This is a genomic window from Crocosphaera chwakensis CCY0110 (assembly GCF_000169335.1).
GTDB classification, from domain to species: domain Bacteria; phylum Cyanobacteriota; class Cyanobacteriia; order Cyanobacteriales; family Microcystaceae; genus Crocosphaera; species Crocosphaera chwakensis.
In genome coordinates, this window is sequence record NZ_AAXW01000007.1 from 1 (window position 1) to 26,563 (window position 26,563).

At 35.8% G+C, this 26,563-nt stretch carries 22 protein-coding genes; 5 read left to right on the forward strand and 17 right to left on the reverse strand.

Annotation, left to right across the window (positions count from 1 at the left end; genetic code table 11):
• The first annotated feature begins 39 nt into the window (after window positions 1–39).
• Window positions 40–384 (forward strand): DUF5615 family PIN-like protein, encoded by a 345-nt coding sequence (locus tag CY0110_RS06225; protein WP_008274483.1) that lies wholly within the window; start codon window positions 40–42, stop codon window positions 382–384.
• 123 nt (window positions 385–507) lie between these two features.
• On the opposite strand, the gene CY0110_RS29855 is transcribed toward CY0110_RS06225, so the two are convergent.
• From CY0110_RS29855 to CY0110_RS06255, 6 genes are all read right to left on the reverse strand, one after another.
• Entirely contained in the window at window positions 508–666 is a 159-nt protein-coding gene (locus tag CY0110_RS29855; protein ID WP_008274484.1) for a hypothetical protein, read from the reverse strand.
• Between the two features lie 40 nt (window positions 667–706).
• Window positions 707–1,783 carry a dTDP-glucose 4,6-dehydratase gene (rfbB, locus tag CY0110_RS06230; RefSeq protein WP_008274485.1) on the reverse strand — a complete coding sequence of 359 codons (1,077 nt, stop codon included), beginning with the start codon at window positions 1,781–1,783 and terminating at the stop codon, window positions 707–709.
• Between the two features lie 15 nt (window positions 1,784–1,798).
• On the reverse strand, window positions 1,799–2,401 hold the full coding sequence (locus CY0110_RS06235; RefSeq protein WP_008274486.1) for a Uma2 family endonuclease: 603 nt from the start codon (window positions 2,399–2,401) through the stop codon (window positions 1,799–1,801).
• 94 nt (window positions 2,402–2,495) lie between these two features.
• Entirely contained in the window at window positions 2,496–3,371 is an 876-nt protein-coding gene (locus CY0110_RS06240; protein ID WP_232285693.1) for a glycosyltransferase family 4 protein, read from the reverse strand.
• A gap of 388 nt (window positions 3,372–3,759) precedes the next feature.
• A protein-coding gene (locus tag CY0110_RS28450) for an IS5-like element ISCysp16 family transposase (protein ID WP_085961791.1) occupies window positions 3,760–5,284 on the reverse strand; the annotation gives its coding sequence in 2 pieces (ribosomal slippage) (window positions 3,760–4,492 and window positions 4,491–5,284; 1,527 coding nt in all).
• Between the two features lie 341 nt (window positions 5,285–5,625).
• On the reverse strand, window positions 5,626–6,741 hold the full coding sequence (locus CY0110_RS06255) for a glycosyltransferase (protein WP_008274490.1): 1,116 nt from the start codon (window positions 6,739–6,741) through the stop codon (window positions 5,626–5,628).
• 325 nt (window positions 6,742–7,066) lie between these two features.
• On the opposite strand from CY0110_RS06255, the gene CY0110_RS06260 reads away from it, so the two are divergent.
• Both CY0110_RS06260 and CY0110_RS06265 read left to right on the forward strand, forming a co-directional pair.
• Entirely contained in the window at window positions 7,067–7,333 is a 267-nt protein-coding gene (locus CY0110_RS06260) for an AbrB/MazE/SpoVT family DNA-binding domain-containing protein (protein WP_008274491.1), read from the forward strand.
• Window positions 7,333–7,770, forward strand: a complete 438-nt coding sequence (locus CY0110_RS06265; RefSeq protein WP_008274492.1) for a PIN domain-containing protein — start codon at window positions 7,333–7,335, stop codon at window positions 7,768–7,770. Before CY0110_RS06260 ends, CY0110_RS06265 begins: the two co-directional genes overlap by 1 nt.
• Before the next feature lie 42 nt (window positions 7,771–7,812).
• Here CY0110_RS06265 and bchH read toward each other — a convergent pair whose 3' ends face one another.
• The 7 genes from bchH to uvrA all read right to left on the reverse strand — a co-directional run bounded on the left by bchH (window position 7,813) and on the right by uvrA (window position 19,058).
• A complete protein-coding gene (bchH, locus tag CY0110_RS06270) occupies window positions 7,813–11,535 on the reverse strand; it encodes a magnesium chelatase subunit H (protein ID WP_008274493.1) in 3,723 nt (1,240 codons plus the stop codon).
• A 101-nt stretch (window positions 11,536–11,636) separates the two neighbouring features.
• Window positions 11,637–11,948 (reverse strand): BrnA antitoxin family protein, encoded by a 312-nt coding sequence (locus CY0110_RS06275; RefSeq protein WP_008274494.1) that lies wholly within the window; start codon window positions 11,946–11,948, stop codon window positions 11,637–11,639.
• Window positions 11,929–12,219: a BrnT family toxin gene (locus CY0110_RS06280; RefSeq protein ID WP_008274495.1), complete on the reverse strand. Its 291-nt coding sequence runs from the start codon at window positions 12,217–12,219 to the stop codon at window positions 11,929–11,931. The genes CY0110_RS06275 and CY0110_RS06280 overlap by 20 nt, the downstream gene beginning before the upstream one ends.
• A gap of 17 nt (window positions 12,220–12,236) precedes the next feature.
• Window positions 12,237–12,428, reverse strand: coding sequence for a hypothetical protein (locus tag CY0110_RS06285; protein WP_157464544.1), 192 nt, complete (start codon window positions 12,426–12,428; stop codon window positions 12,237–12,239).
• A gap of 261 nt (window positions 12,429–12,689) precedes the next feature.
• Entirely contained in the window at window positions 12,690–15,158 is a 2,469-nt protein-coding gene (locus CY0110_RS06290; protein ID WP_008274497.1) for an ATP-dependent Clp protease ATP-binding subunit, read from the reverse strand.
• A 171-nt stretch (window positions 15,159–15,329) separates the two neighbouring features.
• Entirely contained in the window at window positions 15,330–15,971 is a 642-nt protein-coding gene (gene hisG, locus CY0110_RS06300; protein WP_008274499.1) for an ATP phosphoribosyltransferase, read from the reverse strand.
• A gap of 219 nt (window positions 15,972–16,190) precedes the next feature.
• A complete protein-coding gene (gene uvrA / locus CY0110_RS06305; protein ID WP_008274500.1) occupies window positions 16,191–19,058 on the reverse strand; it encodes an excinuclease ABC subunit UvrA in 2,868 nt (955 codons plus the stop codon).
• A gap of 405 nt (window positions 19,059–19,463) precedes the next feature.
• Here uvrA and CY0110_RS06310 point away from each other — a divergent pair, with 405 nt between their 5' ends.
• Window positions 19,464–20,414, forward strand: coding sequence for a class I SAM-dependent methyltransferase (locus CY0110_RS06310; RefSeq protein WP_008274501.1), 951 nt, complete (start codon window positions 19,464–19,466; stop codon window positions 20,412–20,414).
• Window positions 20,415–20,471: 57 nt separating this feature from the next.
• Here the strand turns inward: CY0110_RS06310 and CY0110_RS06315 are convergent, their stop codons facing one another.
• The 4 genes from CY0110_RS06315 to ilvN form a co-directional block, all read right to left on the reverse strand.
• Entirely contained in the window at window positions 20,472–21,041 is a 570-nt protein-coding gene (locus CY0110_RS06315) for a Uma2 family endonuclease (protein WP_008274502.1), read from the reverse strand.
• Between the two features lie 105 nt (window positions 21,042–21,146).
• Window positions 21,147–22,232, reverse strand: coding sequence for an RIP metalloprotease RseP (rseP, locus tag CY0110_RS06320; RefSeq protein WP_008274503.1), 1,086 nt, complete (start codon window positions 22,230–22,232; stop codon window positions 21,147–21,149).
• 345 nt (window positions 22,233–22,577) lie between these two features.
• Window positions 22,578–22,802, reverse strand: a complete 225-nt coding sequence (locus tag CY0110_RS06330) for a Calvin cycle protein CP12 (RefSeq protein WP_008274506.1) — start codon at window positions 22,800–22,802, stop codon at window positions 22,578–22,580.
• A gap of 318 nt (window positions 22,803–23,120) precedes the next feature.
• Window positions 23,121–23,642 carry an acetolactate synthase small subunit gene (ilvN, locus tag CY0110_RS06335; RefSeq protein WP_035798716.1) on the reverse strand — a complete coding sequence of 174 codons (522 nt, stop codon included), beginning with the start codon at window positions 23,640–23,642 and terminating at the stop codon, window positions 23,121–23,123.
• A 213-nt stretch (window positions 23,643–23,855) separates the two neighbouring features.
• Here ilvN and CY0110_RS06340 point away from each other — a divergent pair, with 213 nt between their 5' ends.
• Window positions 23,856–26,561, forward strand: coding sequence for a CHAT domain-containing protein (locus CY0110_RS06340; RefSeq protein ID WP_008274508.1), 2,706 nt, complete (start codon window positions 23,856–23,858; stop codon window positions 26,559–26,561).
• Window positions 26,562–26,563: the final 2 nt, after the last annotated feature.

A 26,563-nucleotide genomic window follows, 5' to 3' on the forward strand; every position in this document is an offset into this window, starting at 1 on the left:
TAATTTGTATAATTAATGTTTAAAAGCTTGACTTTCTCTATGTCTAATTTATTTGATAGAATTAAGTTTCATTTGGATGAAAATGTAGAAAATGCCATTGCCGAGGGATTAAGAAGACGGAATATTGATGTAACAACCACAGCAGAAGTCAATTTAATTGGTGCATCTGATGAACAACAAAACACATTTGCTTTAACTCAAAAGCGAGTAATTTTTACCCACGATGCCGATTTTTTGAGATTTCATCAACAACAAGTAGAACACGCCGGAATTATTTATTGTCGTCAAGGTCGTCGTTCTATTGGAGAAATTTTACAAGCTTTATGGCGAATTTATCTCTCTCAAACTACTGAATCAATGTATCACCGTCTTGAATTTATTTAAGGGTAATAATTAATCTTGAAAATGAGAGTATTTTCTTAGTTTTTATGTACTGTCAAAAAAATTGAGAGATTCAGGTGATTTTTGTCTTTAGAAAGGGAATGTTAATAACAAAGCCATAACTTTCTAGGATAATTTTCGTGATGCAAAAATATCATAGCTCTGATTCATCTGGGGTGTTCGACGATTCTCAAAAATCACTTTATGTATTTCCCTCCATTTTAAAAGTAGATTAGCTTGTTCATCTAACCATTGTACAAAATCCGTTTCATAACTGTTAGTCATTCTTAACTTATCTCCCCATTTTAATCAATTAAAATTTTCATTATCCATACACTTTTTGATAATATTCCTGATAATCTTTTGATAGTAAAGGTTGCCACCAATCTCGATTATTGAGATACCATTGAATCGTTTTTCTTAACCCATTTTCTACAGTTTCTTGCGGTGTCCAACCTAATTCTGTTTTAATTTTTGTAGCATCAATGGCATAACGACGATCGTGGCCAGGCCGATCTTTTACAAAGGTAATTAATTCTTTTGCCGGTTTAACAGGTAAGTCTGGGGCTAACTCATCCATTAAGTCACATAATAGAGTTACTAAGTCAATATTTTTAACTTCATTATTACCCCCAATATTATAGGTTTCTCCTGGTTTTCCTTTATTAATAACTGTTTCTAATGCTGAACAATGATCCCCAACATATAACCAATCTCTGATATTTTGTCCATCTCCATAAACAGGTAAGGGTTTACCCAATAAAATATTAATACACATCAACGGGATTAATTTTTCAGGAAAGTGATAAGGTCCATAATTATTAGAACAATTGGTGATAATTGTCGGTACATTATAAGTATGAAAATAAGCCCTTGCTAGGTGATCGCTTCCTGCTTTTGAGGCAGAATAGGGACTATTAGGAGCATAGGGTGTGGTTTCGGAAAAAGCTGGATCATCGGCTTCTAAACTGCCATAAACCTCATCGGTAGAGACATGGAGAAAACGATAATTTTCTGGTTTTCCTTGTTCATTCCAATAATGACGAAAACTCTCTAATAAGGTAAAGGTTCCAATGACATTGGTTTGAATAAAAGCATCAGGACCGAGAATAGAACGATCAACATGAGATTCAGCAGCAAAATGGGCTATATTTGTAATATTTTCTTCTGTTAAGAGTTTATCAATTAACAGGCGATCGCAGATATCCCCTTGGATAAATTTAAAGTTTTGTCTATCTTCTAAACCTGCTAAATTTTGACGATTTCCAGCATAGGTTAACGCATCTAAAACAATGACATGATCATCAGGATAATTGTTACACCAATGATGCACAAAGTTAGAACCAATAAAACCGGCACCACCAGTGATTAAAATACTTTTTTTTTCTTGAGATAATGACATAAGCTAATAATTAAATTACCAAATTTTATCCATTTGCAACTGGAAACCCGACAAAATAGGATCACCACTCACAGTTGTTGGATTCTCTAAACATTCTACTTCTGTTTGGGGTCGATAAATATAGACTTGGCGATTTTTGCGATCAATTAACCAGCCTAATTTTACGCCATTATCAATATATTCTTGTAGTTTATCTTGAAGGGATTGCAATTGGTCACTAGGGGAGCGTATTTCTACAATAAAATCAGGGCAAACAGGCGCAAATCTACTTTTTTGTTCTTCTGTGAGGGAATTCCATTTTTCTAAGGTCATCCACGCTGCATCAGGAGAACGATCTGCCCCATTTGGTAATTTAAACCCTGTGGACGAATCAAAGCCAATTCCCGTGCCATCTTCATCGATCCAGTTGGCAAGTTGCTGAATTAGTTTAAAGTTACGATTTCCAGTTTCTGAACCTGTGGGGGGCATAATAATTAATTCTCCTTTGGCATTGCGCTCAAGGCGATAATCACGGTTTAATTGACATAACGAGAAGAATTGTTCGTCTGTGATGGCGATCGCTGGTGACAGTTGCAGGACCAAAGGTATATTTTCAGTGGATGAAGAGGTAGAAATCATCTTTTAAGTTTGTTCTAAAGTTCAGTTTTCTTATTACTAATTATTTTGTTTTATTTATCGTTGAGGACGAGTATCTATCTTTCTTTCAATATATTTAATCAGCATCAAGAGTAGTTTCTTCTTTAGCATATCTATCTATGCTATCTCGATAGATGTCTAAGATTACATCAACCTTTTTTTCCCAATCAAACTGATCTCGGACTTTCTCATATCCTGCTTTTCCCATTTTTTGACAAAGTTCTGGGTTACTCGCTAACTTTATCATTGCCGAAGCAAGTTCTTGAATAAAAGCTTCTCGTGAACTCGGTTCCACTAAGATGCCACAAGATTCGTCTAAATAATCCACCGGACCTCCCCAATTAGTTGCAATCACAGGAATTCCCATAGCCATTGCTTCTAAGACAACTGCACCACCACATTCATAAAGACTGGGCAGGATTAAAACATCTGCTGCTTGTAATTGTTTAGCACAGTCTGATTGAGAAAGCCAACCTACAAATTGAACTATAGATATTTTTGAAGATTCTTGCTCAGATGTTAACCCTAAACTCTGAGCAAGTTGCTCTAATTTTTCTCTTTCATTACCATCTCCAACAATATCTATTTGAATTGGTATTTGCTCAATCACTTTTTTGGCTGCTAATAATAAGAGATCAATAGCTTTCCAATCAACCAATCTACCCATGTAAACAAATTTAGTGGTTTTTTTCACTTGTTGATTATTGTCTTTTTTCACTAAGTTTTGCCAAATGGATAAATCTACTCCATTTTCAACTAATTCAATTATATTTTTATCTTTAAGAATAGTGGGTAATGCTGCTCTCGTCCGCGAGTTAGCTACTAACAAAGTGGTGGCTTTTAATTTACCTGGAATTAAAGTATTCATTAAGTTGGCAAAACTTCTACCAAGATTGACCGTTTGACTCACCCATTTTTTTTCCATATACTCAAAACCAGAAGGATAATTCATTCCTCCATTCATGGGGCCAATGATAATAGGAACACCAAGATCATACAGAGATGAGGGAGCTTTTGGTGAGACGGGAATAGGTTGATGAACAATATCAATTTTTTTTTCTTCAATAAGCTGTAAAGCAAGTTGTCGTTGACTCAGTTGAGTTATTAATCTAAGAATAAATCCAAAAGTAAAATAAGATAAGCGTTTAGGTACTAATTTACTTAAACGCCAGACAAAAATATGCCAAAAAGTATCTTTTATGAAGTAAATTCGATCATTATCTTCTGAGAAATAATCTTTAAGTTCATTTTTGGTTCTTTCATGAACAATTAACCATGTTTCAATTCCTCGTTTTCGTAAAACCCTAAAATAGGGTTTGCTGAAAAAGTTTCTCCAAAATTTATGCGGCCAAAAGCCGATAATTTCCCTGCCAATTAATAATTTTTCTTTCTATAAATTTGCTATAAATATAATTTTCATTAATATAATTGTGGTTGAATAGTTCATCAGTTTTAATATTAATGAATAACCACAAATAAAGCGACAAAAACTGCCGAAGCAGTCTGGAAAGATTGACAACTAGAAAGGTAATGGCAATAGAAGTTTCTGAGGTTTCAGGGAGTTTAGTCATGACGAGATTCAAGCTAAACGAAGATTTAGCTTGTCCAAATTTTCCCTCAATAGCATTTCGGAAACTTTCGTCTGAGCGAGCTTGTTTCTTCTCTTCTTCACTGACATTTTTCGGAGGTCTTCCTAACTTCGGACCACTAATTCTTATTCCTCTCTCTTTACACCAATTTCTATTTTCTCTAGTTCTATAAATTTTATCAACATGAACAGATTCGGGATAATAGCCAAACATTTCTCTATACTTTTCTACTTGTTCTTTTAAATGACAAGATTCATTTAAGTTTTCCCAACTTATTCGGTCTAAAAATACATAATTATCCACACAGCTAACCGAGAGCTTAGCTCCAAACTCTATTGGTTTTCCTGCTTTTCCTCTGACTATAGGACGAATATGGGGTTGAGTTAAACTTACAATTCTTTGGGGAACACTCTGGGTTTTATTCTCCCACATTACTCGTTGTTGTTTATAAACTTTTTTGATAGTTTCTAGAAGATTTGCTGTCTTTACTCAGATTTTTGAGGGAAGCCCCAGCTTGATTCAAGTCTTCTATATGTCCTAGATTGTTCTTAACGTATTTCAACTGTTTTTCTATAGCTTTTCTCCTTTCTTGATAAGAAACTTTTCCTTTTTTAGCTACCTTTAAATATTCTTTTCTGGCAATGTGTCTAGAAATTCTCGGTTTTTTCCTCAGTTTTCCTCTTAAAGCTTTATAAAGATTGTCTATTATTCTTTCTGTCTCAATTCTAGCTTGATTTAATATTCCTAAATCTGTCGGATATTTTATATCGGCCGGCGCACAAGTTGCATCTAGTATTAGTTTACCTCGATTTTTTAGTTTTTTTCCTTTTTCTTGGGGTAAATCCTTTTTTTTTATTTCTTTATCAAGCTTTTCTTTCTCTTTTTTCACTATTTCTTTATTTATTTTATTCACCAAATCTACATCAATCCTTTTCCTAAAATGAACTAGCATTGAAGCTTCCACTGGTGGCTCTTGTTGATAACAATTTAAACCTATAAAGTATTGTAGATAAGGATTTTCTCTAATCTGTTCTATTGTTTCTCTATCACTTGTTCCTAACTTTTCCTTAATAATTAATATCCCTAATGCCATTCTAAATGGTTTAGCTGGCGCACCTTTTTCTGCTGAAAAAAGTTTAGCATATTCTTCTTCAAAATCATCCCAAGGTATTAGTTCTGCCATGATTACCCAACGATTACTTGGGGATAATTTTCCCTCGAAGGGCAATTCAAAATTTTCTGGGGCGGGTGAAGGCTGCTCCTCTTTTCGATACATTTGTTCTTGACTAACAACTGCAAGGTATCCCTACCAATTTTAGCGGTTTTTAGCTGCACTAGCTGATCTTTTTTTGTCATCGAATATGAGTGTAACCTTTTGATAACAAGGGTTACACTCATATTCAGCAAACCCTAAAATAATGTAAGGGCAAAGCTGCTTCTCCTCCAAATTTTAAGGAAGCGTGTTCAGCCACTATAAGTATTTTTAAATTTTTCTGGTCACTGAAAATAGTTTGATTCATAAATAACTCTGTTACTTACATTAGATTTTTGACAAGAAAAGTGTCAAAATATCTTCATAGAATTGATTAGGTTCACTTTAACATCTTGGCATTTTATTCAAGCATCTATACCTAATACTGCCATATAGTTTTGTACAGATTCTTCGATTGTAAATTGTTTTAGCCATTCTGAATCTACATATTTTTGGTTTCCGTGCAAAACTCTTAACATAGCTTGAATCATAGCCTCAAGATTATTCATAGGGATGAATTCACCATACCTACCTTGTTGTAGAATTTCTGAAGGTCCGTATGGACAATCTGTCGAAATTACAGGAGTTCCCAAAGCCATAGCTTCTACTAATACATTACCTAAGTCTTCCCAATTTGAAGATAGAACCAGGACTTTAGCTCTAGCTATATAAGGGTAAGGATTCTTAATAAAACCTGGCATCAAAATATCATTCTGTAACCCCAACTCACTAATAAGAGAAGTTAAAGCAGAACGTTGAGAACCTTCCCCTAAAATTACTAAACGAGCATTAACTTTTTTTTTCACTTGAGCGAAGGCTTGAATTAACATCGAATAATTTTTTTGCTCTTCTAATCTACCAGCAGTTAAAATCACTGGAGGTTCATCAGCTTGAAACCAAGGATGATTCAATGGTTCTTTTGCTTTATCGAAAATTTGGGGTGTAATGACAGGATTATATATGGTTGTCATCTTTTTAGATGAGAGATTAGTAATATTGATTATATCTTTTTTAACCCCTTCTGATACGGTTACAATACCATCAGCCCAGCGATAGAGCAATTTTATAGCCAAGGGAACTAATCCTCTAGAGGATAAAAAAGAGTAATTACTGCTTTCAAGAGAAATCGCAGTATGGACAGAAACAATAATACGAGTTTGTCTTTTTAAAAAGTATTTTGCTACGATAGCAATTTCATTAGTATAGTGACAAGCAGAAAGTAAAACTGTTGGTTTTTCTCGGTTAAGATATTCAATAAGTTTAGGGAGACGACTAATAAAATTGGGGGGTTTTAATTCGATTATTCTCGCTTCTGGAGGACAAGCCGATGCAACTAAATCAAAACCAATATTATTGACAACGAAATCTATCTCTATCCCTTTTTCGATTAGACTCTCAGCCAAATTCATCATTACCTTTTCTATCCCCCCATTATAAAACTGAGGTAGATAAATTGAAACTTTTTGTTTTTTTTTTACCATAACTTACACAGACAATCAATGGTTTATACTAATTCAATACGAAAATTATCACCTGCCATAAATTTCAAGGGTTTTAGTCTCTGATAAATTATTTCTAATCTACCACATTAGTAAGTCCTTCTAACTCTTCCTCAGTTAAATCATATAAATTACGAAATTTGTCTAGGGTTTTATCCTCAGCATCCCAGAAACCTCTTCCAACAAAATAAACGAATTAATCAACCTTGATGCAATTACAGGCATTAATAATTTACCTAAAAATCAGACTCAATAATATTAAAAATTTGGTAGAATTGTAGTTAGTTTCCAATGAGGAAAACAATATATGAAATCATTTCCTGTTCGTTTAGACCAAGATGGAACCATTATCGTTCCTAAAGTGATTCAAGATGCACTTAATCTTCATAAAGGAGATTACTTAAATTTTTTAGAAATTGAAGGTTTAATTATATTAACATCAAAAAATCCTAAAGTTCCTCAATTAATTGAAAAAATAACTACCATTCGAGAAGAAGAAGATGTCAGTTTAGAGGAGTTATTAGAAGGATTAGAACATGAAAGAAAGATAATATATAAAGAAAAATATGAATAATGAAATCAATTTTTGCTGATTCTAGTATCTTAATTGCAGGGTCTGCATCTTCAACTGGTGCGAGTCGAGTTGTATTAACAATGGCAGAAATAGGTTTATTTAAGTTATTAATTTCAGAGCAAGGGTTAGAAGAATGTCAGAGAAATATTAATAAAAAACTTCCTAAAGCTATTCCTGTTTTTAATGAAATTATTGATAACACAAATCTTGAGATTTTACCTAATCCTTCTCTAGAAGAGTTTTCAGCTTACATTGATATTATCGAACCTAAAGATGCACCTATTCTTGCTGCTGCTTTATTAGTTAAAGCCGATAGATTACTTAGTTTAAATACTAAGGATTTCACTCAAGAAGTTGCCCAAAAAACAGGGATTATAATTCAAACTCCCTCAGAGTTTATTCAAGATATCCGTTCTATTGTTACTCAGGAATTGTAGCATGGTCGAGTTGATTCTGACAATCACAAAGCTATCTTTTATTTAATTAATAACTCCTTCTAATTCTTCTTCGGTTAACTCATATAAATTACGTAATTTTTCTAAGGTTTCCTCATCAGCATCCCAGAAACCTCTTCCATTCGCTTCGATCATTCTTCCCACAATATTACGAAATGCTTCAGGATTTGCTTTGCGTAATTTTTCCGCCATTTCTGGGTCTAATGCGTAGGTTTGTGCAGCTTGATCATACACCCAATTATCTTTAAAATTCGTTGTTCCTCCCCATCCTATCAACGCTGTCATCCGTTGGGACACTTCATACGCACCTCCTGAACCCTGGTTAACCATTGCTTCGGCCCATTTCGGATTTAGTAATTTTGTACGATATTCCAACCTTAATAAGTCTTCTAATTTTCGGGGGTTGGCATCATTAGAAAAGCTTTCAACGAAACTTGCGGTTACTTTTTTACCGCTTTGTTTTTCTGCTGCTAATTTCAAGCCTCCTGTATTGCCATAATATTCTTGAATATCCGTTAAACCATATTCCACTGAGTCAATTTCTTGGACAATTCTTTCACTGGTTTTTAATAGTTTATTTAAAATTTCGGGTCTTGCTTGTCCTTTATCTTTGCGTCCATAACTAAAGGAATTTCTTTTTTCCCAAGTATTAGCTAATTCGTCACTAGATTCCCAGTTTCCGTCCACGACTTGATCATTTACTAAAGAACCAAAATCACCAGCAGGGTTAGAAAAGAGTCGCGCTGAAGCGTTTTCTACACCTTGCTCTTTTAATTGTAAATAATGTTTACGAATAAAGTTCTTTTGGGGGTCTTCTTCTGCTTCTGCCGCACGTTGGAATAAGTCATCCAAGAGTTCAATAATGTTGACAAAGGTATCACGGAAAATGCCTGATAAATTGGCTAAAACATCAATTCTCGGATGGTCTAATTCTTTTAATGGTTTCAACTCGTATCTGACAATACGTCCAGTCCCTTCTTTTATCGGTTCTGCTCCCACTAACTCTAATAAAATACCTAAAGACTCACCTTTGGTTTTAATTGCGTCTAAACCCCATAATAAAACGGCAATAGTTTCAGGATAATTACCCTGTTCTTCTAGATGTTGTTGGATAGTTTTTTTAGCGATTTCTCGGCCTCTTTCGTAAGCAGCAGGAGATGGCATTCTATAAGGGTCTAAGGCGTGTATATTTCGTCCTGTGGGTAACACACCTGTTCCATCTCTGAGTAAGTCCCCTCCCGGTGCAGGGGGTATGTATTCACCATTTAAACCTCGTAACAGATTAGTTAATTCTTCGGGGGTTTGTTTCAGTAAATCTCTAATATAAATGGCTTCTTGTATGGTTTCACTTTTACCATTAGCTGACTCTAAAATATACTGTAATTCTGGAGATTGAGAGGTAATTGCTTTTCTTTCTCTTTCACTTAATTTTTCTCCAAAGTAAGCTTCTAAATAGGAGTCTAATTGTTCTTGATTAGGAATTTCACCTAAAGTATGTAAACCAGAAGAGAATAGTCTTTGTTCTACAATTTGTAAGTATTCGTAAACCTTGACAAAATACTCATTTAAAGCGTGTTTACTAAATAGTTTTGCATTTTCTACGGTAAACTCAATCCCTAATTTTCTTCCTTCTTCAAACTTACAATCAGAAGCTAAACCAGAGTCAACAATTTTTTGAATAATTCCCTCTCGTAAAATTTCATTTTTGTTGGGATCTTCTCTATATTCGGCAATTAATTCTCGCAGTGCCATTAATTCTTTGTATAATCCTGCTCGTCCATAAGGGGGAACATTATGAGAGATTAAAACACCATATCCTCGACGTTTAGCTAAGATTGATTCTGAGGGATTATTAGCAGCATAAATATATAAATTAGGGATATCTCCTAGTAGAATATCTGACCAAGAATAGCCAGTATTTCCTAATGGTGAACCTGGCAACCATTCAACCGTTCCGTGCATCCCAAAATGTACCATAGCATCGGCACAAAAATCATTTTGTAACCACTTATAAAAGGCTGCATATTGAGGATGAGGCGTTAAATCTTTTTCAAACATTAACCGCATGGGATCACCAGAAATACCTAATGGTGGTTGCACTCCAATCCAAATATTTCCGAGTTGAATACCTCCAATTTGATACTCATCTCCATAGGTTTTTATGCCTGTTTCTGTTAATGATTTCCACTGCTTTTCGATACGAGTGGTTAATAAGTAACCTAACCATTTTTCTAATTTTCTGACATTAATAGTTGTCTTTCCATTGATATCATCATTAGGTGTGATAATCGCTTCATCTGCTTCTTTTACCTCATTGATAATTATTTCACCATCTTCGGGTAATTCCCCTACAGTGTAACCCTGTTTTTCTAATTCCTGTAATAAGTTTAGTAAGCTACGGGGAACATTTAATAAAGCGGCAGTTCCTGTTGCGCCGTAACCAGGAGGGAACCCATATAAAATAATTGCAAGTTTACGATCTTTCGTTTCAGTTTTCCGTAACTGAATCCATTTTTTTAGTCTTCCTGTTAATCGTTTCACTCGTTCAGGAATAATATAAATATCATTACCCACTAAACCCCCTAATGGTACAGTGTCAATCGCACCATCCAACTCAGGAAGAGAATATAAGACTACACTTTGTAATCCTCCTATACCTTGTCTTGTCCAAGAATAAATATCTTGAATTAAAAGAGGTGCAGCAACAATATAAGGTATATTTTTAGCGGTTAAAATGCGTTTTGCTACTTCAACTTGTCGCCCTGCTTCCATCGAACCCGCAGGACCCCCAACCAAAGGAAACCCGATGGTAGAGACAATAGCATCCACTTCAATGGCATCTTTTGATAAAGACCGAATTTCTATATTACCTACATTTCGTTGTTGGGTTTCATAAGTAGTAGTTAACCAATCTCTGACAATGACATGACCTTCAACACCGTTGATAAAAATGGGAACAGGGGTTAATCCTTGTTGTTCAAAAGAATAAATTAATTGGGGAATATAGGGCTGTTTGGTAATAACGTGTTTACGGTATAGAAGAATGGCAACCAGAGGATTATCTAAAAATTTATGTTGTTGATACCAGTTTAAATAGTCTCTAGGCGAGGTAAAGTAACCGTCATACTTAGGATGCAGTAAACCCATATTTGGAGTTTCAATGGGTTCGGGAATTTCTCCTACTTCAATGTCTAAATATTTTTCTGCTATTGTCCAACACATCGAGGCAAAGTTTTCCGTTCCTCCTGCATTCCAATATCCATAGATAATTAACCAGTTGCGTAAATCTTGAACTTTTTTTGCTGGAATAAACTTTAATAACTTTGGTCCTGTTTTCAAGAAACTTAAATAACCAGCAAGTTTATCTTCTTCCCTACCACTGGAGAATTTACTTAAAATAAATTTAATAGGTTTAGGCATTCCTTTGGGTTTTTCCCCAATGACAAATTTTCCTAAGCGAGTCAAACTCATTAATTCTAAAGCTGACTCGAAAACTAACCGAATAGGAATATTTTGTACTCTTTCTTTTAACCAAATTACTTGGTCATAATCAAAGATTAAACTAGCAAAAAATACATCTGCATCCTTCAGGGCATTCTCAATAATTTCTGGTTCTTGCGAAAGACTGCGATCGCTAAATATCTCTATTTCTAACTCCCGACAACGGGACTGAGCTAACTGTGCTGCTTGTCGGTATAAGTCAAGATTAAATGATTCAAATCCAGTAATGACGACGATGCGTGGCATATCCCTAACCCGTAAAGTTTTGTAACAGCCTTACTTTTATTATAGGTCGGAGTTGATGAGATCGCCTCTAATACCATCAATAAACAATCACTCTTTGATAATTAGTGTGAGGTTTCAGTCTTACTTACTTGGTGGGCTACATAGGTTCGCAGCACGTCATTAATTAAGGTTTGATAACCTCTTATTTTAGGGTTGTTTTTGGCGGTATTGCGAAACCATTCTAGAGTCTCGGTATCAACTCGGATTGATATAGCTTCTGTTGCTGGTTTTCGTTTTACTAACTTCGCATTCTTAAAAAATTCTTCATCAAGCTCAGGAATATCCGAATAGTCTATGTCCTCATCTGACATATTGACTAACTTACTATGTCTTTCTTCGGGTGACATATCAAGTCTAAATTGATTGTTGCTCATAGAGTCTTCTCTCCTTTCTACTTGCTCGTCGTGCAGATATGATTCTGGTTACTCTGTTTCTGTCTGTATGGACTACTAAAACCACAATAACTGGTTGCTTAGGCAGGAATAGTTGACCAATTGATAGTTCTCTTGTTTCTTCATAGTTAAAGCGATCATCTATATAAGTTAGTAGATTTGGGTCGTTAAATATCTCCAAAGCTTCTTGAAACGAAATACCATGCTTAATTATGTTGGTTTGATTTTTTTGTTCATCCCACTCAAATTCCATACTTTGAATATACCTTTTTATATATACAAAATCAAGAACACTTGGGGTGAACAGAAGTTATTCTCATTGTTACTAAGAATTTCTGACAATGCCTTTTGATTAGCTGATTGTTGTGAACCTTCTATTGCCTTGCGATACCATAATTCTGCATCTTGAATCCTTCCTCGATCTTCATAGAGATGTGCCAGTTTTTCCCAACTCTTTGCCACGTCTTCAATATTGCCCAAATTGACTTGAATTTCTGCGCTTTTGCGATAACAGGTTTCTGGTTGTTATTTTACAATAAAAGCCGAACGTCTCCGTAATCTCTATAGCGTTACACATTATGATGAGGATATTTATAAAATTGTAAAACTTCGTAGGGTGGGCATTGCCCATCTTACAGTAATGTTTTTAGTAAATTATTCAACAAGAAAAAACGGCAGAAGGACGAAACTTCTACCGTTGCTTGAGGGTTAAATCTTAAATGGTTACGAGTCAGTCGCTTTAGCTAAAACGGGTTGGGTATCACCCGAAACAACTTTAACTTTGCCATCTTCGCCGATATCAACCACAGCGATATCACCTTCGCCAACTCGTCCGGAGAGAATCTCCTCAGCAAGAACATCTTCTAAGAGACGCATAATGGCACGACGTAAGGGTCTTGCACCGTAAGCAGGGTTATACCCTTCTTCTACCAACCGTTCCTTAAACTTGTCGGTAACTTGTAGAGTAATCTCTTTCTCAGTTAACCGTGCAAACACTTCCTTGAGAAGAATTTCGGAAATTTCCTTGACCTCTTCTTTGTTCAACTGACGGAAGACGATAATCTCATCTAAGCGGTTGAGAAATTCAGGTCTGAAGTATTGCTTTAATTCTTCGTTAACGAGGTTACGAATACGGTTGTACTGTGCTTCATTTTGGTCGTCTTCAAACTCAAATCCGAGGCCACCGCCACCTTTTTCAATGACCTTAGAACCGATATTAGAGGTCATGATTAATAAGGTGTTCTTAAAGTCCACTGTACGCCCTTTAGCGTCCGTTAAACGACCATCTTCTAAGATTTGTAGAAGCATATTGAAGACATCGGGGTGTGCTTTTTCAATTTCATCGAATAGCACAACGGTATAAGGACGACGACGAACCGCCTCGGTTAGTTGTCCCCCTTCGTTATATCCCACATATCCTGGAGGAGAACCGATTAACTTAGAAACCGTATGGCGTTCCATGTATTCGGACATATCCAGACGAATCATAGCGTCTTCTGACCCGAAGAAATAAGTCGCTAAGGCTTTAGTTAACTCGGTTTTACCGACACCAGTAGGTCCAGAGAAGACAAAACTAGCAATGGGACGGTTGGGGTTCTTTAACCCAACTCTTGCCCGACGAATGGCACGAGAAACCGCTTTAACGGCATCTTCTTGACCGATCAAACGTTGATGTAAGGTGTCTTCCATGTGGAGAAGTTTTTCAGATTCGGTTTCCGTTAACTTGTTCACAGGAACCCCAGTCCAAGAAGCCACAATGTGAGCGATTTCTTCAGCATCCACAAAGGGTTCGTCGTTTTCTCCTTCTCCTTTCTTAGCAGAGGAAATAGAACGAATTTGCTCTTTAATATCCATTTCTTGATCCCGCAATTCTCCAGCGCGATCAAAGTCTTGGGAGCGAACCGCGTCGTCTTTTTGCTTCAAGATAGTCCGTAGTTCTTTGTCTAATTCCTTGGCCGCAGGAGGCAGTTGAGAATTGATTAACCGTACCCGTGAACCAGCTTCGTCAATTAAGTCAATGGCCTTATCGGGGAGATAACGGTCAGAAATGTAACGATCTGACAGTTTGGCTGCTGCTTCTAACGCTTCATCTAAGATTTTTAGCTTATGATGCTGCTCATAGCGTTCTCTGAGTCCGTAGAGAATTTCAATGGTTTCATCTACAGAGGGTTCTCCTACCATCACAGGTTGGAAACGACGTTCTAAGGCTGCATCCCGTTCGATGTGTTTACGGTATTCATCGAGGGTGGTTGCCCCAATACATTGTAATTCACCCCGCGCTAACGCTGGTTTGAGAATATTAGCAGCGTCGATCGCCCCTTCTGCTGCACCAGCACCAATAAGGGTATGAACTTCGTCGATCACTAGAATCACGTTTCCAGCTTGACGAATTTCGTCCATAATTTTCTTGAGTCGTTCTTCAAATTCCCCACGGTACTTGGTTCCAGCGACTAATAAACCAATATCGAGGGTGACAACTCGTTTTTCTTCGAGAATATCAGGGATATCCTTGTTAGCAATGCGTTGTGCCAAACCTTCTGCGATCGCTGTTTTACCGACACCAGGTTCTCCGATGAGAACGGGATTGTTTTTGGTACGACGACCGAGAATTTGGATCACCCGTTCAATTTCTTTTTGTCGTCCGACAACGGGATCAAGTTGCCCATCAGCGGCCAACTGGGTTAAATTGGAACCAAATTCGTCTAAAGTAGGAGTTTTGGTTCTGCCTGGTGTACCACCGCCGGCGGCTACCTCTGCGGTTTCCCCTAATTGGCGAATGACCTGGGTTCTGACTTTAGAGAGGTCAACACCAAGGTTTTCGAGAACCCTGGCTGCCACGCCTTCCCCTTCTCTAATTAAACCTAGAAGAAGGTGTTCTGTCCCGATGTAGTTGTGTCCTAATTGTCTAGCTTCCTCTAAGGAGAGTTCTAGAACTCGTTTTGCTCTTGGGGTAAAAGGAATTTCAACGGCGACAAACCCAGAGCCTCGGCCAATGATTTTCTCAACTTCAATACGAGCATCTTTTAAGTTAACCCCCATTGATTTGAGAACTTTGGCAGCGACTCCGGTTCCTTCACCGATGAGGCCAAGAAGAATTTGTTCGGTCCCCACAAAGTTGTGGCCGAGTCGGCGTGCTTCTTCTTGCGCCAGCATTATTACCTTAATAGCTTTTTCTGTAAAGCGTTCAAACATATCTTTATTAATCCATCACCTGCTGCTTGCCCTTGTAAGCTGATTTTAACACAGCTTTTTTGTAGTTATTATTAATGTAGGATTTTGTAGCATTAACTACGGTTTGTCGTTTTTTTGTTGAATTTGCGTGTCTTTGTTCCTCCATTAATAATATTCTAGGGTCAATTGTTTTTATGATTTTGACACAGAATTTTTGATTTGTTCGCCTAAATCATTAAGATTATCTAAATTTAACCGATAACTTAAGGGATGAGCAATGAGGCGAGCCGTACTTTGGAATAGGGTATCCACCTCCACTAGGCCATTTTCTTTGAGGGTGCGGCCTGTGGAGACTAAATCGACGATTGCTTCTGACATTCCGGTAATAGGTCCGAGTTCAACCGAACCATATAGGGGGATAATCTCTACCGGTAAATCTAGCTGTTGAAAATAAGTTTTAGCACAGTTTACAAATTTTGAGGCAACTTTGCCATTGGGTGGTAATTCTGTGGGGGTTTGGTAAGGACTGGTTTTGGGAACAGCCACGGACATCCTGCAACCCCCAAAGTTTAAGTCGGCAAGATGGGCAACGTCTGGGGTTTTTTCTAATAGTAAATCATAGCCAACTATGCCTAGTTGTGCTTGTCCATATTCGACGTAAACAGGCACATCTGTTGCTCTAACTAATAAACCTTTGGCGGTATTGGTAGGATCAGTAATTTGCAATTGACGGTTTTTGGAGTCTAAGAAGGCAGTAAAATCTAATCCAAGGCGCTTAAAGAGTTCAATGGAATCTGATAATAATGCCCCTTTGGGTAGTGCAATAGTAATCATTATTGATAGTTTCTAGGAATATCTTTTATTTTATATAGCGTTTCTCAATGAGTTGTGAACAAAAAAAGCTCTGCTTAGGTAAAAGCAAAAGAGTAACTTCAAAAAGAAACAAACTAATGATAACAGATTAATCCTCCTGATTTTAAAAACTACAATGCTTTTTCACAGTTCAGTTAGACTGGCTATAGTCGTTTCCGTTCATAAAGTAGAATTTCTGAATTAATTATCTTCTTTTATTGCTTCTACTGGGTATTGTTCTAAAACTTCTTTTAAATATTTTGCTGTGTAAGAAGTGGGATGTTTAGCTACCGTTTCAGGGGTTCCAACGGTAACAATATCCCCCCCTTTATCGCCTCCTTCGGGTCCTAAATCAATAATCCAATCTGAACAACGAATGACATCTAAATTGTGTTCTATAACTAAAATAGAGTTACTTTTATCTACTAATCTTTGTAAGACATTTAATAAGTGATGAACGTCATAAAACGATAATCCAGTGGTAGGTTCATCGATTAAATATAGGGTTTTTCCAGTTGCACGACGAGACAATTCTGAGGCTAGTTTAACCCGTTGTGCTTCTCCTCCTGATAAAGTAGGGGCAGGTTGTCCTAATTTAACATAACCTAAGCCAACATCGACTAGGGTTTGTAATCGATTGACTGCCCTTGGTATGTTTTCAAATACGCTTAATGCTTCTTCTACTGTCATGTCTAAAACATCAGCAATAGAATGACCTTTATACTTAACTTGTAGGGTTTCTCGGTTGTATCTTGCACCCTTACAAACTTCACATTGAACATACACATCGGGTAAAAAATTCATCTCGATTACATTAACCCCTTGTCCTCCACAATTCTCACATCTTCCTCCTTTAACATTAAAAGAAAAACGACCCGGTTTATAACCCCTAGCTTTAGCTTCTACTGTCTCAGAAAATAGCTGTCTAATACTATCAAAAATTCCTGTATAAGTTGCAGGATTAGATCGAGGTGTTCTTCCAATAGGGGATTGATCAATCACAATAACTTTATCAATAGCATCGAGTCCCATTGCTTCATCCAGAGATTTAGGTAAGGGAATTTTTTTGGTTAAATGATGTTGTAAGGAAGGATATAATAATTCATTAACTAAGGTGGATTTTCCTGACCCTGAAACCCCGGTAATAGCCACTAATTTTCCTAAGGGGATTTCTACGTCGATATTTTTTAAATTATTAGCACAGCAATTTTTTAAGCATAGTTTATGGCCATTTCCCGCACGACGCTTTGCTGGTGTTTTAATTACTTTTTTTCCCGATAAATAATCAGCAGTCAAGGATTTTTTAGCTTTTAATAGGGCTTTTAAATCCCCTTGAGAAACAATTTTTCCTCCATGAATTCCTGCTAACGGACCAATATCAACGAGGTGATCAGCAGTTCTTATGGTTTCTTCGTCGTGTTCAACGACAATTAAAGTATTCCCTAAATCTCGTAACTTTTTTAAAGTATTTAATAAACGTCCGTTGTCTCGTTGATGTAAGCCGATACTAGGTTCATCTAATACATATAATACTCCTGTTAGCCCTGATCCAATTTGGGTAGCGAGACGAATTCTTTGAGCTTCACCTCCTGATAAAGTTGCTGTTCCTCGGTTTAAAGTTAAATAATCTAAACCCACATCAAGAAGAAATTGTAAGCGGTTTCTAACTTCTTTTAGAGCTAATTCTCCGATTAATTTTTGTCTGGAAGTTAATTCTAAATTATCAACTTTATGTAAACATTTATCAATAGAAACACTGGTTAACTCGTCAATGCTACATTCTCCTAAACGAACAGATAATGACTCTGATTTGAGGCGTTTTCCTTGGCAAACTTCACAAATTTGATCAACAATGTATTTCTCCATCTTTTGTTTAATAGTTTCTGAGCTAGTATCTTGATAATTTCGCTCTAAAATAGCTAAAATTCCTTTAAAATTTTTATAGTATCCTTTTCCTGTATCAAAGCGAGAATCTTGTTCAAACCAGATCGGTTCATCGCTTCCATAAAGTAATAAGTCTTGTTGTTCTTGGGTTAATTGATTCCAAGGAGTTTGGATTTCAAAGCCGTAACTTTGTCCAATACTATAAAGTAATGATAAATAATAAGAATTATCTTTTTCTGACCAAGGAGCAACGGCTGCATATAAGGGAGCGTTGAGATCAGGAATGACTAACTCAGGAGAAAATTGCCGTAAACTTCCTAATCCATGACAGTTTGGACAAGCACCATAGGGAGAATTAAAGGAGAATAAACGAGGTGACAATTCTTCTATGACCGCGCCATGTTCAGGACAAGCAAAGTTCTCGGAAAACATGATTTCTGAGTGTCTATTTTTTTCTTCTTCTCCGATAATATCTATTACAGCTAACCCTTCTGCATGGGTTAAACAAGTGCTAATTGAATCTGCTAATCTTTCTTCTATTCCTTCTTTTTTAATGAGGCGATCCACAACAATTTCAATGTTATGAAAATGATTCTTTTTTAATTCAATATTATCCGAAAGTTCTCTAACCTCTCCATCAACTCGTACCCGTACAAATCCTTGGGATGCTAAACTAGACAAGAGTTGTTTATGGGTTCCTTTTTTTCCTCGGACTACAGGGGCTAAAATTTGGAATTTTGTTTGATCTGAGAGTTCCATAACCCGATCGCACATTTGATCAATGGTTTGGGGTACAATTAAGCGATCGCAATGAGGGCAATGGGGTTCTCCCGCACGGCCAAATAATAATCTTAAATAATCATAAATTTCCGTTACCGTTCCTACCGTTGAACGAGGGTTATGGGATGTTGATTTTTGGTCGATAGAAATAGCCGGACTCAACCCTTCGATCGCATCTACGTCCGGTTTATCTAACTGTCCTAAAAACTGTCTTGCATAAGCACTCAGGGACTCTACATAACGTCGTTGTCCCTCAGCGAAAATGGTATCAAACGCTAAAGATGATTTTCCTGAACCGGACACCCCTGTAAAGACAATCAGGCGATCGCGCGGTAGTTCAAGATCGATATTTTTTAGATTATGTTGTCTCGCACCCCGAATACGTATGCTGTTTGAGTCGGCCATATTCCCCAAGCTTAACACTCCTTAACCTTATTTATCATAACGTTTATCATCAATTTTTTTGAACATTGCTTTAGCTGTTGTTTAAAACTATGAATTTTTAACTAGCTTTTCTCATCTAGACTCTTCTTCATTCTTAGTTCATAGAAGGTATTTAACCAATGAATTAACTCCTCTTTTACAAGAAGAATATTCAACTTAAAAAGCTAGTGCTAATTACCATAAGCAAAGGTTATTCTCGTGACCATAGACCAAATTTAAAACAATTTATTAGGTTCATTAAAGCGATCGCCTATTTTTAGGATTAGATAAGTTTAATTGCTTAGTTTAATCAACAAAATACTTTATATTACTCAATAGTGATATAGTTAAAAGTATCTTAAAACCATTAATCCTCATTTTCAAATTATGGCCGATAAAGTGAAACCTGACTGGACAGGTGATGATTTTCTCTCGCGCTTTGTCAATGTAATGATACAAACAAAGCCTATTTATCGCCTCATGACCCACCAAGCGAGACAAGTTATTATCAAAACAGCAGAAAAAAACGGTATTTCTTGGGAAGGAAACTGTCAAACCTTAGAAAAATCTCCGGCTAAAAGCTTACTCGGACAAATTACTAACCCTGATATCGTTTATCCTGATTATTATCTGGTTCCTTTTCATGCTTACGAAGAAGGTAACTTATGCTGGAAAGCTGCTTTTGAAGCTATTCCTGCTACACAATCTTTAGGTCTTCGAGTCTGGAAAAATGAAGAGTTAACCTGGCAAGAAGCACAAAAACGACTTCGATCTAGTTTTCATGCTGTTTTAGAACCCTATAATCCACCTCAAGTTAAGAATATCCTTGATATTGGTTGTTCTGTCGGCATTTCAACGAAAACATTACATCGTTACTATAAAAAACGGCAAAATGCATCTATAAACACCATAGGAATAGATTTATCTCCCTATATGTTAGCTGTGGCTAAAGTCACTGATGAACAGCAAGAAATTAGTCAATGGATACACGGTTTAGCTGAAAAAACCAACTTTGCCGATAATTCTTTTGATGTCGTTACCATTCAGTTTGTTCTGCATGAATTACCCCGTCATGCTGCGATCGCTATTTTTAAAGAAGCGTTACGTATTTTACGTCCTGGAGGTGTTCTTGGTATTGTTGATAATAACCCTAGGTCAGAAGTCATTCAAAACTTACCACCAGTATTATTTACCTTGATGAAAAGTACCGAACCTCATAGTGATGATTACTATACTTTTAATGTAGAAAATGCCTTAAAAGAGTTAGGTTTCAATTATCAAACGACGGTTCCGAGTGATCATCGTCATCGAACAATTGTTGCCACAAAACCATTCTAATTAATTATTGTAGGGGTCAGCAGTGGTTGATCTCTACTGTTTCAAGTGAGAATAAACTTAAAGATCAACTTTATGATAAATATCATCAAACTGCAAAGATATATTTTCTAATTGTACTTTTATAGATTGATCTTCTTCGTAAAATTCCTGAAACAACCATGTTTTAGCGTCAGTTTTGGTGAATTTTTCCCCATAAATTTTAGTTTGACTAACTAAAATATATTCAGAAAACCCTTGAATCGTTCGATAAGCAGAAAACTTTCCTTCTTTATCATAGTTTTTGGTAGAAGGAGATAAAACTTCAATAATTAAACTAGGATTTAATATGGTATCCTTACGATTTTCATAATAGATAGGATCTCCTTCAATTACCATAATATCTGGATAAGTAAAAATATTTTTTTCTGGTATCCACAAGCGAACATCTCCCATATACACCCGATAATCTCGCTTTTTAAACGCATAATTAAGTTCAGTTGTAATATTTACTGCAATTTGATTATGATTAACTGTTCCACCTGCCATTGGAATAATTTTTCCTTCGATATACTCACTTTTAAAGCTTGCTTTTTCTTCTTGTTTTAAGTAATCTTCGATTGATACATTTTTAGGGATAGTTGTTTGCATAAGGCTAATCTGACTGAGGATGCAGTTATTTTATTTTACTTCATAAACAAAAGAGAGACAGTAAGTTACTATCTCCCTTAATTGATTATCTTAATTCTTTTAAGATTATAAACCGATTTGTTGAATTAAATCTTGAACAACCGTTAAATTAACTGTATCCCGAATAATGATAAAGATACCTAAACTGAGGAGTAATACTAAACCCGTTTGCATAATACCTTCTTGAAGTTTTAAAGGTAAGGGTTTACCAAATAACCCTTCGATTAATAAAAAGACTAATTGTCCCCCGTCTAAAGCAGGTAAAGGAAGGGTGTTAATAATCGCTAAATTAATGCTAATTAAAGCACCAAACTGAAACAAATTACCCAGATTATTTTGAGCAATACTTGCTCCATATTCAACAATTTTTACAGGGCCTGCCACTTGTTTGGCATTTTCTTGAAAATTACTGATTAATTGCCAAAATCCTTGCAAGGTTAACATGGTGACATTTTGATAAGCTTCCGCGCTATAACTGAAAGCTTCGAGGATATTTTGAGAGCGATTTAATTGTACATTGGGTAATAATGCTACTCCGATTTTTCCTTCTCCCTCTTCATTAGCTTCGGGAATGACGGTTAAATCGACAATGTTATCCTCTCTTTTCACTTTTAAATCGAGAGGTTGCTGAGCAGAATTTTTAACCTTTTCAATGAATACGGTTGTTGCATCGGGAAAGTCTCCCAAGGATTGATTATCCACTGAAATAATTACATCTCCCGATTCGATACCGGCTACCATGGCCGCCGAATTTTCATCAACTTGAGGAATACTTAACCCCGGTTGTAACTCTTGAATCCCAATGGTAGCGGTTTGTCCCACCAAGAGAAAATAAGCAAAAATAAGATTGGCGATAACCCCTGCACTAATGACAATAGCACGATCAAAAACGGGACGATTCCGAAGTAAATCAGGGTCATCAGGGGTAATATCGCTTTCGGGGTCATCATCAGGAAATCCCACAAATCCCCCTAAAGGAATGGCGCAAAGGGTGTATTCTGTTTCTTTTCCCTGATATCTAGCTAAAACGGGGCCAAAACCGATAGAAAAACGAGTTACATGGATTCCTTGTAACCTAGCTGCTGAAAAATGACCCAACTCATGTACAACAATTAATATGATTAAAACTGCGATCGCGGCCAAGACTGACATAATAAACTAATGGATTATCAAATATTTAACATTTGTTTAGTTTTACATTTTTATGATCTTTTGACCACTGTTAACGAAGTCAAACGTCATAAATCAGATATGAGAAGTTATTTTTTTCAAGAGAATTTGCTCTCTTCTGTAAAAACGTTCTAACTTAAAAGGTAAGGTTTTAGATAATATTATTTCCCTAGGAGGAAAGGTTATCTTATCTTTATTCTGAATTGTTAAAGTCTCTACTATCTTAGATTTTTGCCAAAAAAGCAGTGAAAATTCTAGGTAACCTTCACTGCTGTAAGCTTTAGATAAATTTAAAGAACAATAAGCCAATTAAAATACTTATTTTCCCTAATCATCGTAAACTCGACATTCAACTGCATCGGGATTATCGTCACAATATTGCTCAAAGTTACTTTTTGGGGTTTGTTTTTGACGTTGGTGAGAAGCTTCTGCTTGAAGTTCCTCTACTGCATCCCAAGCAGCTGCACAATTTCCAGAATCACTACCGTCAGTGCTACAGACGTTTTTTGCGTTTTCTCTTTCCTGTTGGATTTGGTCGTCAATGTTGCTCATAATTGCTAATCTCTTAAACACTCCTATTGATTATAGTTGTTGAATAACCCTATCGCATAGACGAATAGAGATTTTTTGTGTAATCTAGCATTTGATGTTGAGCTTAGTTGCAACTTCTGACATTTTTTCCTACTCAATTAATAAATAATAGGAACTTAGATCAGCAGTATTTTAACTTGGCTCTTAATACTATAGTACAAGTTGAGAAAAGGAACAGACTAGGGAAATAACACCCTATCTGGTTAGGATATCCGTAAAACAATCAAAATTCTCTTTTTTTGCTGACTCCATACTCGTTGAAATAAGTAATAGAGTGAGTTACTGAATTTTGGCTTCTAAGGACTTAAGGTACTCTGTATTTACCCTAGATTCACGAGTTAAGGCTATTTTTCCAGTCCGTGCGACTTCCCGAATACCGAATTTGTTTAACATTTGCACAATGGCCACCATTTTTCCGGGGTCACCCACCACTTCTACGGTTACTGTATCATCAGAAATATCCACAATTCTAGCTCGGAAGACTTGAGCCACTTCTAACACCTCGGCCCTATTAGTAGCAGTGACACTGACTTTTACCAACATTAATTCTCTTTCGACGCAAGGGGTTTGGGTAATGTTGTTAACTTTAAGGACGTTGATCAATTTGTAGAGTTGTTTGGTTAACTGTTCAATTGTATTATCGTCTCCAGGAACTACCATTGTAATACGAGAAATGCCAGATTGTTCAGCCGGACCCACGGCTAAACTCTCAATATTAAACCCACGACGAGCAAATAAACCAGCAATACGGGTTAAAACGCCGGCTTCATCTTCAACTAGGACAGAAAGGGTATGTTTCATAGTTTTTGAAGTGTTTAAAATCATTTCGAGGATGGTTTGGGTTTGGCCACAGAGAATAGGTTCATCAGCAATTTACCCTGTCTTAATCTTAGAATAATGCGATCGCGTTAGGGATCTGAAAATTTTATAGAAAATCTCTAGATTATCCGTAGTGTTATTTTAGAGTAGATTGATGCTGCAATCAGCCGGTAAAAGGCAACAAACCCAGGTAAAATGCTGTTTATTATCCCTTCTTTGCTTCGTTTTTTACTGTTATTATTTCTTAGCTTGAGTTTAACTCTTTCTTGGTCTATTCTTCCTCTGAATAGAGTTATTGCTGCATACCCTCCATTAGTACCCGAACAACAAGGCAGAGAATGGTATCAACAAGGAGATATCAATCAAGCGATCGCAACTTGGTTAAAAACTTTGCAAGATTATCAAGAACAAGAAGATATTCTTAGTCAAGGGAGAGTCTTAAGTTATCTCGCTTTAGCTTATAGTCAATTGGGACAATGGCAACAAGCAAACCATTTTATTAATAATAGTTTGGAGTTGTTACAATCTCAATCACAGGATAATAAAGCCCTCCCTATTATAGCTGAAGCGTTAAATATTCAAGGAACATTATTTTTAGCTAAAGGTGATCCTTTGGCTGCTTTATCTAGTTGGGAAAAAGCCACAAAAAACTATGAAAAAATCAAAAATGATTCTGGTATTCTTCGCACAAATATTAATCAAGCTAGAGCATTACAAGCATTAGGATTATATACACAAGCTTGTCAAAAGCTAGCAGATCAGCTAATGGATAATCCTTTAAAATGTTATGAGTTAACCCTTGATAATATAACTGCTCCATTATCTGATAATTTAACACCTTTAGAACAAGCTGGATGGTTAAGTTTATCGCAAATTATACGGCAGCAGGGTAATTTAGATAGTTCTCAATTCATACTCGATAATATTTTTTCTCAAGTCGCTTCTTCTGATGTAAAGGCTTCTATTTTGTTTAATTTAGGACAAAATTTGGAATTACAAAATGACATTGAAGAAGCAAGAAAAAATTATCAGCAGTCTATACTAATATCTACTAATTTAGAAAGTAAAATAAAGAGTCAATTAGCTCAATTAAATTTATTAATTAGCCAACAATTATGGACAGAAGCACAACGATTATTAATTGATATAAAGAACAATTTACCACAATTACCTTTAAATCAAACTAAAGTTGATAGTCAAATTTACTTAGCTAATCGTTTACTAAAATGGAGTAATTTAGCTAACTTCTCTGATTTATTGCCCTCCTGGAAAAATACTAAAATTTTATTAGAAAATGCTCAACAAGAAGCTGAAATAATTAACTATGAAAAAGGAATTATTTATGCGATTGGTGATTTAGGAAAACTATATGAAAAACTTGCATTTACGCAAACTTGTCAACAGCAAAATACTATGGTCAGTGATTTATTTGATTGTTCTCAAATCTATCAATTTACTGATATTAATCAAATTAATTTAACCAGCGATGAATTAAATCGAACAGCAAAACAATTAACAGAACAAGCCTTAATAAAATCTCAAGCCAAACAACTTAATAATATAACTTATATATTACAATGGCAATTAGGAAGAATTTTATATAATTTAGAACTTAAACAAGAAGCCATTTCCGCTTATTTGGGAGCCGTCAATACTCTGAAAAGTTTAAGAGATGATTTAGCTAATAATAGAGAATATAAATTTTCTTTTCAAGAAAAAGTTGAACCTGTCTATAGAGAATTACTGAGTTTATTATTACCAAAAAATAATCAAGAAATTGTTAGTCAAGAAACCTTAGAAGAAGCTCGTCAACAAATTGAAGCCTTACAAGCAGCCCAACTCAACAACTTTTTCAATGACATTTGTGTTGAAAATGAACCAGTTGATATCGCTGAAATTGACCGGAGTGCTGCTATTATTTATCCTTTAATTTTAAGCGATCGCTTGGCTGTTTTAGTCAGTTTACCGAATCAATCTTTGCAAGTTCATATCACTGACATTTCTCCAGAAGAATTAGAAAAACAAGTCAAACAATTTCGCTATAATATTGTTATCCGAAGTCAAAGAGCCTTTTTTGCAGATGGTAAAGTTTTATATGAATGGTTAGTTAATCCTTTTCTTAGTGAATTACACAAAAATAAGATTAAAACCTTAGTATTTGTACCTGATGGAATATTTAGAAATGCTCCCATGAGCGCTTTATATGATGGTAAACAATATCTGATCGAAAACTATCAAGTAGTCTTAAGTCCTGGACTCAGTTTATTATCGCCAAAACCTTTACAAAATCAAGGATTAAATACACTTTTTGGAGGACTAACCGAAACATTTGAACAAGACGGATTAGTTCCTTTATTTTATGTCAAACAAGAATTAAGAGCAATTCAAAAACAAGTTCGTACGACAGATTTACTTAATGAAGAATTTACTTTAGATAATTTACAAAATATTTTAGAGAATCAATCATTTCCTATCGTTCATTTTGCTACTCATGGTCAATTTAGTTCTGAATTTGAACAAACTTATATCGTTGCTTGGGATAGTTATATTAATGTATTAGAATTAGAAAAGTTACTCACAGAAAATGATCCCAGAGACAACAAACCCATAGAATTATTAATCTTAAGTGCTTGTGAAACAGCATCAGGAGATAGTCGCGCTGCATTAGGATTAGCCGGGTTTGCTGTACGCGCTGGTGCCAGAAGTACCCTAGCAACATTATGGTCAGTTAATGACCAAGCTACTGCAGTTATTATGCAGCAATTTTATAAGCAATTATCCACTAATAAATTATCAAAAGCAGAGGCTTTAAGACAAGCACAATTATCGATGTTAAAGAATCGTTGGTATAAACATCCTTTTTATTGGTCTGCTTATACCTTAGTTGGAAATTGGCTATAAAT

What these genes read in the sequence shown, in the direction of transcription:
- CY0110_RS06225 (WP_008274483.1), top strand. Translation starts at nt 40, where the DNA reads ATGTCTAATTTATTTGATAGAATTAAGTTTCATTTGGATGAAAATGTA.
- CY0110_RS29855 (WP_008274484.1), bottom strand. Translation starts at nt 666, where the DNA reads ATGACTAACAGTTATGAAACGGATTTTGTACAATGGTTAGATGAACAA.
- rfbB (WP_008274485.1), bottom strand. Translation starts at nt 1,783, where the DNA reads ATGTCATTATCTCAAGAAAAAAAAAGTATTTTAATCACTGGTGGTGCC.
- CY0110_RS06235 (WP_008274486.1), bottom strand. Translation starts at nt 2,401, where the DNA reads ATGATTTCTACCTCTTCATCCACTGAAAATATACCTTTGGTCCTGCAA.
- CY0110_RS06240 (WP_232285693.1), bottom strand. Translation starts at nt 3,371, where the DNA reads ATGAATTATCCTTCTGGTTTTGAGTATATGGAAAAAAAATGGGTGAGT.
- CY0110_RS06255 (WP_008274490.1), bottom strand. Translation starts at nt 6,741, where the DNA reads ATGGTAAAAAAAAAACAAAAAGTTTCAATTTATCTACCTCAGTTTTAT.
- CY0110_RS06260 (WP_008274491.1), top strand. Translation starts at nt 7,067, where the DNA reads ATGAAATCATTTCCTGTTCGTTTAGACCAAGATGGAACCATTATCGTT.
- CY0110_RS06265 (WP_008274492.1), top strand. Translation starts at nt 7,333, where the DNA reads ATGAAATCAATTTTTGCTGATTCTAGTATCTTAATTGCAGGGTCTGCA.
- bchH (WP_008274493.1), bottom strand. Translation starts at nt 11,535, where the DNA reads ATGCCACGCATCGTCGTCATTACTGGATTTGAATCATTTAATCTTGAC.
- CY0110_RS06275 (WP_008274494.1), bottom strand. Translation starts at nt 11,948, where the DNA reads ATGAGCAACAATCAATTTAGACTTGATATGTCACCCGAAGAAAGACAT.
- CY0110_RS06280 (WP_008274495.1), bottom strand. Translation starts at nt 12,219, where the DNA reads ATGGAATTTGAGTGGGATGAACAAAAAAATCAAACCAACATAATTAAG.
- CY0110_RS06290 (WP_008274497.1), bottom strand. Translation starts at nt 15,158, where the DNA reads ATGTTTGAACGCTTTACAGAAAAAGCTATTAAGGTAATAATGCTGGCG.
- hisG (WP_008274499.1), bottom strand. Translation starts at nt 15,971, where the DNA reads ATGATTACTATTGCACTACCCAAAGGGGCATTATTATCAGATTCCATT.
- uvrA (WP_008274500.1), bottom strand. Translation starts at nt 19,058, where the DNA reads ATGGCCGACTCAAACAGCATACGTATTCGGGGTGCGAGACAACATAAT.
- CY0110_RS06310 (WP_008274501.1), top strand. Translation starts at nt 19,464, where the DNA reads ATGGCCGATAAAGTGAAACCTGACTGGACAGGTGATGATTTTCTCTCG.
- CY0110_RS06315 (WP_008274502.1), bottom strand. Translation starts at nt 21,041, where the DNA reads ATGCAAACAACTATCCCTAAAAATGTATCAATCGAAGATTACTTAAAA.
- rseP (WP_008274503.1), bottom strand. Translation starts at nt 22,232, where the DNA reads ATGTCAGTCTTGGCCGCGATCGCAGTTTTAATCATATTAATTGTTGTA.
- CY0110_RS06330 (WP_008274506.1), bottom strand. Translation starts at nt 22,802, where the DNA reads ATGAGCAACATTGACGACCAAATCCAACAGGAAAGAGAAAACGCAAAA.
- ilvN (WP_035798716.1), bottom strand. Translation starts at nt 23,642, where the DNA reads ATGAAACATACCCTTTCTGTCCTAGTTGAAGATGAAGCCGGCGTTTTA.
- CY0110_RS06340 (WP_008274508.1), top strand. Translation starts at nt 23,856, where the DNA reads ATGCTGTTTATTATCCCTTCTTTGCTTCGTTTTTTACTGTTATTATTT.